Raw genomic sequence first — 15,141 nt, 5'->3', positions numbered from 1 at the left:
GAGGTCATCGGGCCATGAAGCTCACTGTCGTCACCATTGGCCACCGCCTGCCCGATTGGGCCAACGAAGCGTGTGAGGACTACCTCAAGCGCTTCCCGCCTGACTGGAAGGTGGAGGTCAAGGCGCTCAAGGCTGAGCCTCGCGAAGGCAAGCCAGTGGCCGCCATCATGCAGGCCGAGGCGGCGCGCATGGAGGCGGCCCTGGAACGCGGCGTGCGCCGGGTCATTCTGGATGAGCGTGGCACGCGCCTGACCAGTGTGCAGCTGGCCGAGCGCACCGAGGCCTGGCTCAATGATGGCCGCGATGTGGCGCTGATCATTGGCGGGGCCGATGGCATCGACCCTCAATTCAAGAAGACAGCGGACGAGGCCATGCGCCTGTCCGACATGACTTTGCCGCATGCCCTGGCGCGCGTGCTCCTGCTGGAGCAGCTCTACCGCGCCTGGTCCTTGCGCAACAACCACCCTTATCACCGTGCCTGATTTTTTCAAAAGACCGACGCTGCTCAGTGCCTGGGTGGCTGTGGCGGTCTGGGTGCTGGCCTATGGCATGGCGCGTTCGATCGCCTGCCGACCAGGGCGGTGCGGTGCGCGCCGATGTCGGGCGCTGGCTGGGCTGGCAGACGGTCTGCGGCTTGTCCATCCTCATCGTCATCATGGTGGTGATGAGAGCCTCCCATTTCACGCCGCGCTGGTTGTGGCCCGTGATCCCCGGCACCACGGTCTGGATGTGCGTGAAAGCCTGGCAGATCCTGGATGGGGACGAGCGCCTGGCCCCCTGGCGAGCGCGTGCCGTGGCGCTGACCTGGGCCCTGGTGGCCGTGACCATCGGGGCGTCTGCCTTGCGCTGGTGGGTGCCTGACATCAACGCCCAGCGCTGCAAGAGCTGCTGGACGGACCGCCCCGCCGAGCAGATCTCTGCCGACCTGCATCAACGCTACGGCAGCCAGCCTTTGCGCGTCATCACAGGGGATGACCACCTTGCCGGCATCCTGGCCCAGGTGAATGAGCGCGACAGCACCTGGACGGCCAACTCGGTGGATTTGCCCCCGCCCGCAGATTTCGTGCAGGAGCGCGGGCCTTGCGTGGCGGCGTGGATCACCATGGACCAGGTGCAAGCCATGCCGGAGGGCCTGCAGGGCCTGGTGGGCGATGCCGCTGCGGCGCAGCCGGTCGCACAGACTGCCTTGCCGATGGCGCGCGCCTCGCAGCGCACGATGTGGCTGCTGTCCATGCCCTTGCCAGAAAGCGTGTGCGACAAGGCACGACAGTGAGCCGGCGCTTGCCGTAGGATGTGGGCATGACCTTGCCCGCATTCACGGCCAGCCCTTGGCTCTACCTGGCCTCTCAAAGCCCTCGCCGTCGACAACTGCTGGATCAGTTGGGCGTGCGCCATGAGTTGCTCCTGCCCGATCCGGATGAGGATGCCGAATCGCTTGAAGCCGAACGCCCGGGCGAATGCCCTGAAGACTATGTGCAGCGCGTGACGATGGCCAAGTGGGAGGCCGCGGTGGCGCGCCGCGCAAGGCGTGCCGCTCAGGGCGGCTGGCCTGAGGCGCCCATCCTGTGCGCCGACACCACGGTGGCCCTGGGCGACGAGATCCTGGGCAAGCCGGCCGATGGCCCCCATGCGGCCGAGATGCTCGCCAAGTTGTCGGGCCAGTCGCACAAGGTGTTGACCGCGGTGGTGGTCAATGGCCAGTTGCGCTTGAGCGTGTCGCATGTGCAATGGCGCGTGCTGTCACCCGACGAGATCGCGCGTTATGTGGCCAGCGGCGAGCCCATGGGCAAAGCCGGTGCTTATGCCATCCAAGGCCGATCGGGCGCCTGGACGCAGCACCTGGACGGCAGCTACAGCGGCATCATGGGCCTGCCCCTGTTCGAAACGGCTGAGCTGCTCAAGCCCCTGGGCTGGCGCTTTTGAGCGAGGGCAACATGGCAAGCTCAAGCGGCGTGCGTGTCTTGCTGGCCGGCGCCAGCGGCTTGGTCGGGCGGCAAGCGCTGGTGCAGTTGCTGGCCGACCCCATGGTGGCCGAAGTGCGCGCCCTGGTGCGCCGGGACCTGGCGCCCGTCGAGATGCTGGGCCCCGGACACATGGCGGTGTCTGGCCTGGACAAATTGCGCATCTGCAAGGCCAATTTCGAGCGCCTCGAAGCGCAGGCCGACTGGTTCGATGTGGACTGGGTGTTCTGCGCTCTGGGCACCACCATTCGGCAGGCCGGGTCACAAGCCGCTTTCCGTCAGGTCGATTTCGACTACCCCCTGCAGATCGCCCAACTGGCCAAGGCACAAGGTGCCTGTCGTTTCATGCTGGTCAGCGCGCTGGGTGCCAGTGCCCGCTCCAAGGTGTTCTACAGCCGCACCAAGGGCGAGCTGGAAGAGGCCATCAAGGCCATGGGCTTCGAGCATGTCTCGGTGGCCAGGCCGTCCTTCCTGGCGGGGGATCGCACCGAGCATCGCACGGGCGAGCGCATCGCCCTGAAGCTGGGCTTCCTGATGCCGGCGCGTTACAAGCCCGTGCGGGATGCGCAAGTGGCAGCGGGTTTGCTGGCGTCTGCGCGAGCCGGCAAGCCGGGCTGGCATGTGCTGGACAACATCGCCTTGCGCCGCATGCGGTAAATTGCGGGGCATATGCCCAGCTCACAAGACATCCTCATCAACTGGACCCCCCAGGAAACCCGCGTCGCCCTCATTGAAGGTGGGGCCGTGCAGGAGTTGCACGTTGAACGCACCCTGGAGCGCGGCCTGGTCGGCAACATCTACGCCGGCAAGGTCGTGCGCGTGCTGCCCGGCATGCAATCGGCCTTCATCGACATCGGCCTGGAACGCGCCGCCTTCCTGCACGTGGCCGACCTGCACCGTGAAGACGGGCAGGCCAAGCCGCATCCGCGCTCCGGCGAAGTGCAGACGCCGATTGAAAAGCGCGTGCACGAGGGCCAGACGCTGATGGTCCAGGTCATCAAGGACCCGATCGGCACCAAGGGTGCGCGGCTGTCCACGCAGATCAGTGTGGCGGGGCGCTTGCTGGTGTTCCTGCCGCAGGACGACCACCTGGGCATCTCTCAAAAGATCGGCTCGCCCGAGCTGCGCGACCAGTTGCGCGAGCGCATGATGCGGCTGATCGGCGAGGCCGATAACCGAGAGGGCCGCACCCGCTCGGGCGGCTTCATCCTGCGCACCAATGCCGAAGACGCCACGGACGAAGAACTGGCGGCCGACATCGCCTACCTGCGCAAGACCTGGGCGACGGTCCGTGAGCATGGCCTCAGGGCTGCGCCGGGCACCTTGCTGTACCAGGAGCTGAACCTGGCCCAGCGCGTGCTGCGTGATCTGGTCAATGACGAGGTCACCACCATCCGCATCGATTCGCTGATCCAGTTCGACGCGCTCAAGGCCTTTGGTGCCGAGTTCACCCCATCGGCGGTCGACAAGCTGCACCACTACAAGGGCGAGCGCCCCATCTTCGATCTCTACAACATCGACACCGAGATCGAACGGGCACTGGCGCGCCGCGTGGACCTCAAATCCGGCGGCTACCTGATCGTCGACCAGACCGAAGCGCTGACCACGATTGACGTCAACACCGGCGGCTATGTGGGTGCGCGTAACTTCGACGACACCATCTTCAAGACCAACCTGGAAGCGGCCCAGGCCATTGCCCGCCAGCTGCGGCTGCGCAACCTGGGCGGCATCATCATCATCGACTTCATCGACATGCTGCGCGAGGACCACCGCGACAACGTGCTCTCGGAGTTCCGCAAGCAGCTCGCCAAGGATCGCACCAAACACACCGTGAGCGGTTTCTCGCCGCTGGGCCTGGTCGAAATGACGCGCAAGCGCACCCGCGAGTCGCTGGCGCACATGCTGTGCGAGCCATGCCCGACCTGCGAGGGCAGGGGGCAGGTCAAGACGGCGCGCACTGTCTGCTACAACATCCTGCGCGAGATCCTGCGCGAGGCGCGCCAGTTCAACCCCAAGGAGTTCCGCGTCGTGGCCAGTGCCACCGTGGTCGAGATGCTGCTCGACGAGGAAAGCCAGCACCTGGCGGGCCTGAGCGATTTCATCGGCAAGCCCGTGTCGCTGCAGGCCGAGCCTTCGATGTCGCCGGAGCAGTACGACATCGTGCTGCTGTGACGGTTGCCCGCTGCTGACCGGATTTACATTGCTTGACATCCTGGGCGCAGGGTTCCTGGGCTGATGCGAGGAACTTCCGCTCAGGAGGGGGCACAATTGGGGTTAGTTTGACTCTGCCTGTCTGAGTGACGGAACCCATGCAGCTCCCTGTTTCGCGTCGTTCGGCCCTCGGTGGCCTGTTCGGCGGGCTCGCCTTGACAGCGGGCGCCACACTCTGGCCGCTCCATGCGGCGCACGCCCAGTTTCGCGTCGAGATCTCCGGCGTGGGGGCCACCCAGATCCCCATTGCCATCGGCAAATTCCGTGACGAGGCGCGCTCGCCCCAGCCCCTGTCGGCCATCATCAAGGCCGACTTGGAGCGCAGCGGTCTGTTCAAATCGCTGGATGCCAGTGCCGACAGGCTCGATGAGGTGGGGCGCCCACCCTTGAGCGACTGGCGCAGCAAGGGCGCCGACGCGCTGCTGGCCGGCTCGGTGACGCCGCTGGCCGATGGCCGCTTCGACATCCGCTACCACCTGTGGGACGTGCTCAAGGCCCAGGACATGGGCGGGCTCAGCCTGGTCGTGCCGGCTGGTGATTTGCGTCAGGCCTCGCACCGCATCGCTGACGAAGTCTATGAAAAGCTCACCGGCGACAAAGGCGTGTTCGCCACCCGCATCGCTTACGTGAGCAAGGTCGGGCGCCAGCACACGCTGGTGATTGCCGACTCGGACGGCGAGGGCACACAGGCGGCCCTGACCAGTGCGCAGCCCATCATCTCGCCCGCGTGGTCGCCGGATGGCCGCCAGCTGGCTTATGTGTCCTTTGAAGGCGGCAAGGCCGTGGTGGTTGTGCAGGACGTGTCCTCGGGCCGCCGCCGTGTGGTGGCCGGCTTCAAGGGCAGCAACAGTGCGCCGGCCTGGTCGCCTGACGGCCGCCAGTTGGCCGTCACGCTCAGCCGTGACGGTGGCTCGCAGCTGTACGTCATCAACGTGGATGGTGGAGGCCTGCGCCGCCTGACGCAAAGCGCAGCCATCGATACGGAGGCCACCTGGTCGCCCGATGGCAGCACCGTTTTCTTCGTGAGCGACCGTGGGGGTGGGCCCCAGATCTACCGGGTGCCCGCATCAGGTGGCAGCCCCACGCGCGTCACGTTCTCCGGCAGCTACAACATCAGCCCGGCCATCAGCCCGGATGGCCGCTACATGGCCTACATCGGCCAGGTGGATGGTGGTGCCTACCGCGTGCACCTCATGGACCTGGCCAGTGGCAGCGTGAAGATGCTGACCGACACCCGTGATGACGAAAGCCCCAGCTTTGCCCCCAACAGCAAGCAGATCATCTATGCCTCGCGCGCTCAGGGGCGCGACGTGCTGATGACCACCTCGCTGGACGGCCGCATCAAGGCCAAGCTGGCCACCCCTCAAGCCGATGTGCGGGAGCCCGTGTGGGGCCCGCAGTTGAACCCGTCCCGGCGTTGAACGCGCCGCCCGCCCTTTCTTCAGATCCCAGGAGCCTCGCATGATTCAAGCTCGCCAGACCTCTCGCCTGTTTGCCCTTTCCCTGCTGGCCTCGGCCGCCCTGTTGCTGGGTGGTTGCGGCTCGACCGTCAAGCTCGACGACAAGGCCGGCAACGGTGCCGCCCCCATCACCGATGCGACGCGCCCCGGCGGCAGTGGCTACGGCGCCAACAACAACTCGGTGCCGTCTACCAACGTGGCGCCCGTGGTGGTGGCCCCGTCCGACAACGCGGGTGCCGACATCGGCCTGGCCCGCGTCATCTACTTCGACTTCGACAGCAACGTGGTCAAGGAAGAGTTCCGCAGCGCCATTGAAGGCCACGCCAAGCGCCTGATGGCCGCCAAGGGCAAGAAGATCGTGATCGAAGGCCACACCGACGAACGCGGTGGCCGCGAGTACAACCTGGCCCTGGGCCAGCGCCGAGCCGAAGCCGTGCAGAAATCGCTGACCCTGCTGGGCGTGTCGGGTGACCAGATCGAAGCCGTGAGCTTCGGTGAAGAGCGCCCGGCCGTGCAAGGCAGCAATGAAGAGGCGTGGGCCAAGAACCGCCGCGCTGAAATCAAGGACCGTTGATCTCCAAGGGACTCGCCATGCGCTTTGCCTCTCCCATGTCTGTTCGCCTGCGGCCTCTCGTGTTGGCCATGGCCACCTTGCTGACCGGTACGGGTGCCCACGCCGGCCTGTTTGAGGACGACGAGGCGCGCCGCGCCATCCTCGAAGTGCGCATGCAGCGCACCCAGGATGCGGATGCCACCAACGCCAAGCTCGCCGCACTGACCACCCAGGTCGACCAGCTCAAGCGCAGCCTGCTGGACATGAACGCCCAGCTCGAACAGCTGCGCAGTGACCTGGCCAAGCAGCAAGGCATCAACGAGGTGCTGGTGCGCGACGTGTCCGAACTGCAGCGCAAGCAAAAGGACGTGCAGGGCGCGCTGGACGAGCGCGTGCGCAAGCTGGAGCCCCAGTCCGTGACGCTGGACGGCAAGACCTTCAAGGTGGACCCGGACGAGAAGCGCCTGTTCGACGAGTCCCTGGCGCGCTTGCGTGCCGCTGACTTTGCCGGTGGTGCAGCGGGCCTCAACGGGCTGGTGCAGCGCTTCCCGACCACAGGCTACCGTGAATCGGCGCTGTACTGGCTGGGCAATGCCCAATACGGCCTGCGCGACTACAAGGAAGCCATCAGCGCCTTCAAGCAATTGCTCGACCGCGCGCCTGACCACGTGCGCGCACCTGAAGCCTTGCTGTCGATCGCCAACTGCTATGGCGAGCTCAAAGACAACGAGAACACGCGCAAGACGCTGGAGCTGTTGATCAAGCAGTACCCGCAGACCGAAGCCGCGCAGGCCGCGCGTGACCGCTTGCTGACGATGCCCGCCGCGCACACGGACAAGAAGCGCAAGGCCCGTTGAGCTGCCCGTGACTTCATTGAGCGATGACCTGCTGGCCGCGGCCAGCCAGCCTGACCCCGACCGACGCTTTGGTGGCTTGCGCCGCCTGCATGGCCTGTCAGGCTACGAACGCTTGCGCGCTGCGCGCATCGCCGTGGTCGGGGTAGGCGGTGTCGGCTCCTGGACGGCCGAGGCATTAGCGCGTAGTGGTGTCGCGCAACTTACGCTGATCGATCTGGACAACATCGCCGAGTCCAACGTCAACCGCCAGGTGCATGCCCTGGAGACCACCTTCGGGCAGGCCAAGGTGCTGGCGCTGAAGGACCGCATTGCACTCATCCACCCGGGCTGCGTGGTCAAGGCCATCGAAGAGTTCGTGGACGAGGCCAATGTGGCCGAGTTGCTGCAAGCGCAGGACATCGATGGTGTGATCGATTGCTGTGACCAGGTGCGGGCCAAGGCGGCCATCGCGGCCTGGGCGCAGCAGCACGGCAAGCCCGTGGTGGCGGTGGGCGCCGCTGGCGGCAAGACCCGCCCGCAACTGGTGGAAGTGGCCGACCTGGCCGAGGTCACGCACGACCCTTTGCTGGCCAGCCTGCGTCAACGCTGGCGCCAGCGCCATGGCGGTGCGCGCAAGGGGAGGATGGGCCTGCCATGCGTGTTCTCGCGTGAGGCCGTGTTGCCACCTCAAGACAGCTGCGACACCGGTGATGCTGCACCAGGGGATGGCTCGCTGAACTGCGCCGGTTATGGCTCCAGTGTCACGGTCACGGCCACCTTCGGCATGGTGGCGGCTGCGCAGATGATCGAAGCCTTGCTCAAGGCCTGAAGCAGCGAAAAGCTGTGTTATAGTCTTAGGCTTTTCGGGGGTCGGTAGCTCAGTCGGTAGAGCAGCGGACTTTTAATCCGTTGGTCGCGAGTTCGAGTCTCGCCCGACCCACCAAAAAATTTTTCAAAGACTTGGGTTGGACACAAAAACTGTGTATATAATCTAAGTCTTCGCTAGATAATCAGTTCTAGCGGTCTTCGCAAGAAGATACCAGGTGCGGGCTCTTAGCTCAGTTGGTAGAGCAGCGGACTCTTAATCCGTTGGTCGAGTGTTCGAGTCACTCAGGGCCCACCAAAATTTGAGGGATCAGTTCTAACGAGCTGGTCCCTTTTTACTTTTTGCGCGCCTGAAAAAGCCTTATAGCCCTTTCAGCTTCTTTTCAGGCTCGCGCATTGGCTGTTCGTGTGCACTATTGCGCACTTTGCGGCCTGGCTTGGTGCCAAACGGGGCCGTTTCCTCTTGCCGCCTCCCTGTGTGCTACGCACAATGATCCCGCAGAACTCGCAAATTCGGTCTCCATCAAGGGGTCGGGTAGGCAAGGGCTGGTAGATCGCGTCAGGTTTGGTTGGCAGCACCTCCTGATGCCCGTTGAGCGGATGCGCTGCCCGAACAACAGAGAGGTCGCTCATGCAAATCACCCAGCAGACGCTTTTGGAGCAACTGCGCATCGCTGATTTTGAAATCGACCAGCGCAAATCGCTGTTGTCGTTCTCGGAAGAAGACGTGACGGCGCTGCTCAGCGTGCGGGCGCTCATTGACCGGCGCTCCCATCAGTTGGTGGACGATTTCTACAAGCAGCAGATGGAGATCCCCGAGATCATGCTGCTGATCGGGGACGCCGACACCTTGCAGCGCATGCAGGTGGCGCAGCGTCGCTATATCCTGGATCTGTTTTGCGGCATCTACGACGCCGAGTACGTCAACAACCGCCTGCACATTGGCCTGGGGCACAAGCGCATCGGCGTGGACCCCAAGCTCTACCTGGCCTCCGTGCACTCGCTGCGGGGCATGCTGGTGAAGACCATCTCCAGCGAAGTGCCGGATTCACCGAACCGGCGCGCCGTGATCGCGGCCCTGGACAAGCTGTTCTTCTTCGACATGACCCTGGTCTTCGACATCTACCTGCGCAGCATGATGCAGGAGATCGAGTCGTCCAAGACGCGGCTGGAGTTGTATGCGCAGAGCCTGGAGAAAAAGGTATGCGAGCGCACCCAGCAACTGCAGGATCTGTCCCGCACCGATCCGCTCACGCGCCTGTTCAACCGCCGGCATCTGGATGAGGCCGCCGAGCATGCCTTGCGCGCGGCCAAGCGTCGCAGCGAGCCCGTGTCATTGGTCTATCTGGACGTCAACGACTTCAAGCAGATCAACGACAAGCACGGCCACCTGGCGGGCGACGATGTGCTGACCAAGACGGGCGAGTTGCTGCGCACCATCGGTCGCAGCGAGGACCTGTGTTTCCGCTATGGCGGCGACGAGTTCCTGGTCATCCTGCCCAACTGCACGGAGGCCGAAGCCAAGACCATCTACTGGAACAGGCTGAGCGAGGGCTTGAGCCAGCAGTTGCCCGGCGTGACCTTGAGCGTGGGCATCAGCCAGACCGGGACCGACCACTACATGAGCCTGGACGAGTTGATCCGCGAGGCCGACGAGCGCATGTACGAAAACAAGCGTGCGAGGGCCGAGGCGCTGGCGCAGGCCAGGGCCAATGTCACGGAGTTGCCGCTGCGCACCGCAGGCCAGCCGGGTGTGTCGGCGGCCTGAGCGCCGGTGCTGGCTTGAGCCGTGTTTACCCCGCGGCCTTGGTGGCGCCTCGGCGGCGCAGGGCCATTTCACGCCCCATGCCTTGCAGATCCCACTCGGCGATGCGCGCCTTGGCCTCGGGGTAGATCAGGGACTCTTCCAGGGCCATGTGGTCCTGATAGAGGGCCTGGAACACGGGCACGGCATGTGACAACTGGTCGATGTTGAACCAGTTGTAGCCCGCGGCAATCGATTCGAACTGCGGTGCCAGTTCGAGCCAGTCTTCCTCGATCCAGCCATGGTCCTGCTGCAGGCGCAGTGTGTGGCGCACCAATTCGTCATCGCCACTGCTGATCAGAGCGGGGAAGATGTGCTTTTCCTCGTCGAGATGGTGCTGACGGGCCGTGTTCATGAAGAACAGGAAGATCGCGCGGGCCATTTCCTGTGCCTTGCCATCCACCCCGTGTTCCTGCAGGTAGACGACCAGATCCCCCATTTGCTGCAAGGCGGTCACCAGTTGCTGGTGGCAGGCATCCAGCACGTCAAAAGGTTCAATCGCACGGCCGCGAGGGATGGCAGCGTTGGAGGCAGAGGTCTGGAGAACGGCGGACATGACGGGCTCCTGCAGGCAGGTTGGTTGAGGTGTGAGGGATATCACTGAGTTCGATTCTCGACACCCGCCGCCGGCCTGGCTTGCGCTAAGTCAACGCTTGGCTGTAGTCCGATTGGGATCTCTTTCTTGATCCAGGGTAATTTCAGGCCAGGGCTTTGGTGATTCGGTTGCGCGGCACGGTAGGGCGGGGCACCTTCACATCGAACCAGCTGCGCACATCCGACTCCAGCCCCACGCCGTGCATGAAGTTGTAGATGGCCTTCTTGAGCGCAGCGCCCATGGCGTCGTGGTCCACGCCGGTGGGGTCGATGAAGGCCACGTCGTTCTTGGCGAAAGATACCGGGGGTAGCGGCTGCAGCGTCACCCCGTATTCATCGGGGTTCTGGCCCACGGGCGAGTGCACGGTGCAGGCAAAGCGATGGAAGAAGCCGCTCTGGATGCAGCCGTTCTCGAACAGCTGACGCACGTACTCCAGCGCATCAACCGTGTCCTGCACGGTTTGCGTGGGGAAGCCGTACATCAGGTAGGCATGCACCAGTACGCCGGCTTCGGTGAACGAACGGGTGACCTTGGCGACCTGTTCCACCGACACGCCTTTTTTCATCAAGGCGAGCAGGCGGTCGGAGGCGACCTCCAGGCCGCCCGAGATGGCGATGCAGCCGCTGTCCGACAGCAACTGGCACAACTCGGGTGTGAAGGACTTTTCAAAGCGGATGTTGCCCCACCAGGAGATCTGCACCTTGCGCTTGATGAGCTCTTGCGCCAGGGCACGCAAGGCCTTGGGCGGCGCGGCCTCGTCCACGAAATGGAAGCCCGTCTGGCCTGTTTCCTTGACGATGGCCTCGATGCGGTCCACCAGGATTTCGGCGGTGGCGTTTTCGTAGCGGGCGATGTAGTCCAGGCTGACATCGCAGAAGCTGCACTTCTTCCAGTAGCAGCCGTGCGCGATGGTGAGCTTGTTCCAGCGCCCGTCGGACCACAGGCGGTTCATGGGGTTGAGCATGTCCAGCAGGGACAGGTACTCGTTCAGGGGCAGGCCGTCCCAGGTGGGCGTGCCCACTTCGGCAAAGGGCACGTCGGGCTCGGCCCAGTTGGTGTACTTCACCTGCTGCGTGCTGGCGTCGCGCACGAAGGTGCGCACCAGGCGTTGCGGGCCGCGCTGGCCTTGCAGGTGTTCGAGCAGGGCCAGCAAAGGGCGCTCGCCCGTGTCCAGCGTGACGTAGTCGAAGTAGTCGAACACGCGCGGCTCGCTGAGCTCACGCAACTCGGTGTTGACGAAGCCACCGCCCAAGGCCGTGACGATGCTGGGGTCGAAGGCCTTGATGGCCTGGGCGATGCGGAAGGCCGCGTACACATTGCCAGGAAAAGGCGCGGAGACCAGTACCAGGCGGGGCTGGTGGGCCTTGATCGCCTCCAGCGTCAACTCGCACAGCAGTTCGTCCACCAGGTTGAGCGGGGCGGCCAGCGCCTCGGCCAGCGGGTCAAACGTGGGCTGGCTGGCGGCCAGTGACTCGGCATAACGCACGAACTGGAAGCGTGCATCCACCGCGTCGCGCAGCACGTCGGCCAGGTCGTTGAGGTAGAGCGTGGCCAGGTGCTTGGCACGGTCGTGCATGCCCAAGGCGCCAAAGGCCCAGCCGATGGGGTCGTCGCCTTCTTCGCCGATGGTGTAGGCGTCGATGGCATCAAAGCGCGGGCCCTCGGGCAGGAAGCTGCGGTTGCAGATGCGGTGGCCCAGCGTCGGGTCACGGCCTTGCAGGAAGCGGATGGTCGGGCCGATGGTGTCGCTGTAGCGCTCGAACTGCTCTTCAAATGAGCGCAGGGCGGGGGTGCGTTGTTTGTGCGGGATGGCCTTGACGCGTTCGAGCACGGCATGCAGGCCTTCGCGTGTGAACAGGCGCAGCACCAACTTGAGGGCCAGGTCTTCCTGAACGGCATCCACGCCGCGTGAACGCAGGAAGCCCGTGAGGTAAGCGGTCGATGGATAAGGCGTGTTGAGCTGCGTCATCGGGGGGATGACGGACAGCACGCGGAACGGGGTAGAAGTCACGGGCAGGCCTGAGTAGGTCAGAACAGAAAGCGCTCAAGCAGCTTGCGCGAGTGCTTGTCCAGCGCCAGGCGATCCGTCACCACGAAGCTCACGCCGTGCCCGGCCGTGATCATGAGCTTGCCCTCGCCCAGGCGGCGGATGTCGTCTTCGCTTTTGAGCACGAACTCGGTGGGGCCGCGGTCGGTGTCCACCGTCCAGGTGCTGGGGGTCGAGAAGGTGGACACGGCCTTGATCGCCTGGATGGCCGGTGCGAAGTCGCGGCTGGCGAGTTCTTCTTCCAGCAGGGTGCGCAGGGCGGTGGGCAGCGCGCTGAGGCGGTCGATCCAGGCCAGCTCGTGCCCATCCGTGCTGACGATGGACACACCCTCGTCAGGCGCCGCAATCGGAAACGCCCGCACGGGCACCACGCCGGTATGCGGCTCGCCGTCCGCACCGGTGAAGACCAGTCGGCCGAAGGTGTTGCGTTGCAGTGTGAAAGCGGGTGTCGTCATGTACGTTCTCCATGCTGGCATGCGCAACACCCGTTGCCTGCCTCAGCTCAGATCCAGCGACCGCCGCGGATCCGGCTTCGCCGGTCCGCTGGCGGTGCCCCCTTGAGGGGGCGCGCGTAGCGCGTAGGGGGTGGGTCAATCTATCAAGGCATCCTGTTCGGCTTTGCGCGCCTGGGCTTCGTACAAGCGCCAGTAAGCGCCTTGCTTGGCCATCAACTCATCATGCGGGCCCACTTCCACCACCTGGCCGCGGTCCATCACCACGAGGCGATCGGCCTTGCGCAGCGTAGACAGGCGGTGGGCAATGGCGATGGTCGTGCGGCCTTGCACCAGGTTGTCCAGCGCGCGCTGGATTTCCTTTTCGGTTTCGGTGTCGACCGACGAGGTGGCCTCGTCCAGGATCAGGATGCGCGGGTTGATCAGCAGCGCACGTGCAATCGAGATGCGCTGGCGCTCACCGCCAGACAAGCCTTGTCCACGCTCACCCACCAGCGAGTCATAACCTTGCGGCAAGCGCAGGATGAACTCGTGTGCGTGCGCGGCACGGGCGGCGGCCACGATCTCTTCGCGGGTGGCGTCCGGCTTGCCGTAGGCGATGTTCTCGGCGATGGTGCCAAAGAACAGGAAGGGCTCTTGCAGCACCAGGCCGATGTGCTTGCGGAAGTCCGACACGCCGATGCGGCGGATGTCCACGCCATCGACCTTGATGGCCCCGTCCGTCACGTCATAGAAGCGGCAGATCAGGTTGACCAGGGTGCTCTTGCCCGAGCCGCTGTGGCCCACCAGGCCGATCATCTCGCCGGGGCGGATGTCCAGGTTGAGCCCGCGGATCACCGAGCGGCTGCCATAACGGAAGCCGATGCTCTCCATGGTGATGCCGCCTTGCGGTGCGGGCAGCTTCACCGGGTTGGCGGGCTCTGGCACGCTGGAGACGTGGTCCAGGATGTCGAAGATGCGCTTGGCGCCCGCGGCGGCCTTTTGCGTGACCGACACGATGCGGCTCATGGAATCGAGCCGGCCATAGAAGCGGCCGATGTAGGCGATGAAGGCGGTCAGCACACCGACCGTGATCTGCTGTTTGGAGACCAGCCAGATGCCGAACGACCAGACCACCAACAGGCCGATTTCCGTCATCAGCGCCACAGTGGGCGAGAACAGCGACCAAGTTTTGTTGAGCTTGTCGTTGATGTCCAGGTTGTGCGCGTTGGCATCCCGGAAACGTTTGGATTCGCGGTGCTCCTGTGCAAAGGCCTTGACCACGCGGATGCCGGGGATGGTGTCGGCCAGCACGTTGGTGACCTCACCCCAGACGCGGTCGATTTTCTCGAAGCCGGTGCGCAGTTTCTCGCGCACCAGGTGGATCATCCAGGCGATGAAGGGCAGGGGGATCAGCGTGACCAGGGCCAGCCAGGGGTTGATGGAAAACAGGATGATGGCCGTCATGCCGATCATCAGCACGTCGGTGGCGAAGTCCAGCGCATGTAGCGACAAAAACACGCTGATGCGGTCGGTTTCGCTGCCGATGCGCGACATCAGGTCACCGGTGCGTTTGCTGCCGAAGTAATCCAGCGACAGCTTGAGCAGGTGGTCGAAGGTGGTGGTGCGCAGGTCGGCGCTGATGCGCTCGGAGACCAGCGCCAGCAGGTAGGTGCGCGCCCAGCCCAGGCTCCAGGCCAGCAGGGCCGAACCCAGCAGCCCACCCATCAGCATGGCCACCAGCCAGGGGTCGATGGCGTGGCCGGTCTGGAAGGGGATCAGCACCTTGTCCATCAGGGGGATGGTCAGGTAGGGCGGCACCAGTGTGGCGGCGGTGGAGGCCAGGGTCAGCAGGAAACCGGCCAGCAACTGGCCCTGATAGGGCTGGGCGAAGCGCCACAGGCGCAGCAGCACCCAGGTTGAGGGCGGGGTTTGCAACTCGCGGGTGCAGACCGGGCATTCGTCGGTATCTGGTGGCAGCTGGGCCTTGCAGGTCGGGCACTGGGTGCTGTCGTCCTCGGGCGGGAGCTGACCGGTTTTCAGGGTGAGCTGGCGGCGCTCGAACTGCTCCAGCAGGCGCAGCACTTGAACCTGCACGTCCAGCGTGAAGCGCCAGAATGCGACACGGCTGTTCGCATCGTGCAATTCCAGGGTACCCACGCCGGCGTGATCGTGCTGGCGCAGTTGCAGATCCGGGTGCAGCGGCCAGCTTTGCCAGGCGTCGGCCCCTGGGGCGCGGGTCAGCAGGCGTTGTTCGGTCAGGACGAGCGTCGACTTCGCGAAACGAAGTTGCGCGTCCAAGTCAACCTCCAGCGTACTCAAAACGTTTTCATCAGCAGCCAGCGGCAATCCTGCTCTGGTCTTGTCGTGATCGGCCTGATGCCTGTGGGCGTCAACTGGATGGTTTTTGTGCATGGT

General features: G+C 64.6%; 14 protein-coding genes and 2 tRNA genes. 12 read left to right on the top strand and 4 right to left on the bottom strand.

Annotated features, from left to right (window positions below; all coding sequences use genetic code 11):
• Positions 1–14 precede the first annotated feature (14 nt).
• The 12 genes from rlmH to JY96_RS04920 all read left to right on the top strand — a co-directional run bounded on the left by rlmH (position 15) and on the right by JY96_RS04920 (position 9,614).
• The gene (gene rlmH, locus JY96_RS04975) at positions 15–482 is read left to right on the top strand and encodes a 23S rRNA (pseudouridine(1915)-N(3))-methyltransferase RlmH (RefSeq protein ID WP_035035476.1); all 468 of its coding nucleotides are present in this window, start codon (positions 15–17) and stop codon (positions 480–482) included.
• Between the two features lie 62 nt (positions 483–544).
• On the top strand, positions 545–1,273 hold the full coding sequence (locus JY96_RS04970) for a hypothetical protein (RefSeq protein ID WP_035035473.1): 729 nt from the start codon (positions 545–547) through the stop codon (positions 1,271–1,273).
• 26 nt (positions 1,274–1,299) lie between these two features.
• Positions 1,300–1,923 carry a nucleoside triphosphate pyrophosphatase gene (locus JY96_RS04965; protein ID WP_035035471.1) on the top strand — a complete coding sequence of 208 codons (624 nt, stop codon included), beginning with the start codon at positions 1,300–1,302 and terminating at the stop codon, positions 1,921–1,923.
• Positions 1,924–1,934: 11 nt separating this feature from the next.
• Positions 1,935–2,618, top strand: coding sequence for an NAD(P)H-binding protein (locus tag JY96_RS04960; protein ID WP_052162898.1), 684 nt, complete (start codon positions 1,935–1,937; stop codon positions 2,616–2,618).
• 12 nt (positions 2,619–2,630) lie between these two features.
• A complete protein-coding gene (gene rng / locus JY96_RS04955) occupies positions 2,631–4,133 on the top strand; it encodes a ribonuclease G (protein WP_035035470.1) in 1,503 nt (500 codons plus the stop codon).
• 137 nt (positions 4,134–4,270) lie between these two features.
• Positions 4,271–5,593: a Tol-Pal system beta propeller repeat protein TolB gene (gene tolB / locus JY96_RS04950; protein ID WP_081961042.1), complete on the top strand. Its 1,323-nt coding sequence runs from the start codon at positions 4,271–4,273 to the stop codon at positions 5,591–5,593.
• Between the two features lie 40 nt (positions 5,594–5,633).
• A complete protein-coding gene (gene pal / locus JY96_RS04945; protein WP_052162146.1) occupies positions 5,634–6,206 on the top strand; it encodes a peptidoglycan-associated lipoprotein Pal in 573 nt (190 codons plus the stop codon).
• Positions 6,207–6,223: 17 nt separating this feature from the next.
• The gene (ybgF, locus tag JY96_RS04940) at positions 6,224–7,042 is read left to right on the top strand and encodes a tol-pal system protein YbgF (protein ID WP_052162145.1); all 819 of its coding nucleotides are present in this window, start codon (positions 6,224–6,226) and stop codon (positions 7,040–7,042) included.
• Between the two features lie 7 nt (positions 7,043–7,049).
• Positions 7,050–7,850 (top strand): ThiF family adenylyltransferase, encoded by an 801-nt coding sequence (locus JY96_RS04935; RefSeq protein WP_200883434.1) that lies wholly within the window; start codon positions 7,050–7,052, stop codon positions 7,848–7,850.
• A 38-nt stretch (positions 7,851–7,888) separates the two neighbouring features.
• A tRNA-Lys gene (locus JY96_RS04930) sits at positions 7,889–7,964 on the top strand.
• Between the two features lie 104 nt (positions 7,965–8,068).
• Positions 8,069–8,144: transfer RNA gene (locus JY96_RS04925), tRNA-Lys, on the top strand.
• Between the two features lie 333 nt (positions 8,145–8,477).
• Complete coding sequence (locus JY96_RS04920) at positions 8,478–9,614, top strand: GGDEF domain-containing protein (RefSeq protein WP_081961041.1); 1,137 nt, start codon at positions 8,478–8,480, stop codon at positions 9,612–9,614.
• A gap of 25 nt (positions 9,615–9,639) precedes the next feature.
• Here JY96_RS04920 and JY96_RS04915 read toward each other — a convergent pair whose 3' ends face one another.
• From JY96_RS04915 to JY96_RS04900, 4 genes are all read right to left on the bottom strand, one after another.
• Positions 9,640–10,206 (bottom strand): hemerythrin domain-containing protein, encoded by a 567-nt coding sequence (locus tag JY96_RS04915; RefSeq protein ID WP_081961040.1) that lies wholly within the window; start codon positions 10,204–10,206, stop codon positions 9,640–9,642.
• A 142-nt stretch (positions 10,207–10,348) separates the two neighbouring features.
• Positions 10,349–12,214: a B12-binding domain-containing radical SAM protein gene (locus JY96_RS04910; RefSeq protein WP_052162144.1), complete on the bottom strand. Its 1,866-nt coding sequence runs from the start codon at positions 12,212–12,214 to the stop codon at positions 10,349–10,351.
• Between the two features lie 59 nt (positions 12,215–12,273).
• Positions 12,274–12,747: a DUF1854 domain-containing protein gene (locus JY96_RS04905; protein ID WP_035035468.1), complete on the bottom strand. Its 474-nt coding sequence runs from the start codon at positions 12,745–12,747 to the stop codon at positions 12,274–12,276.
• A gap of 135 nt (positions 12,748–12,882) precedes the next feature.
• A complete protein-coding gene (locus JY96_RS04900; protein ID WP_081961585.1) occupies positions 12,883–15,138 on the bottom strand; it encodes an ABC transporter ATP-binding protein in 2,256 nt (751 codons plus the stop codon).
• Positions 15,139–15,141: the final 3 nt, after the last annotated feature.

Source organism: Aquabacterium sp. NJ1, from assembly GCF_000768065.1.
GTDB lineage: Bacteria > Pseudomonadota > Gammaproteobacteria > Burkholderiales > Burkholderiaceae_C > Aquabacterium.
Note: the sequence above shows the minus strand (reverse complement) of the source record. Positions and strands in the feature narration are given on the sequence as shown.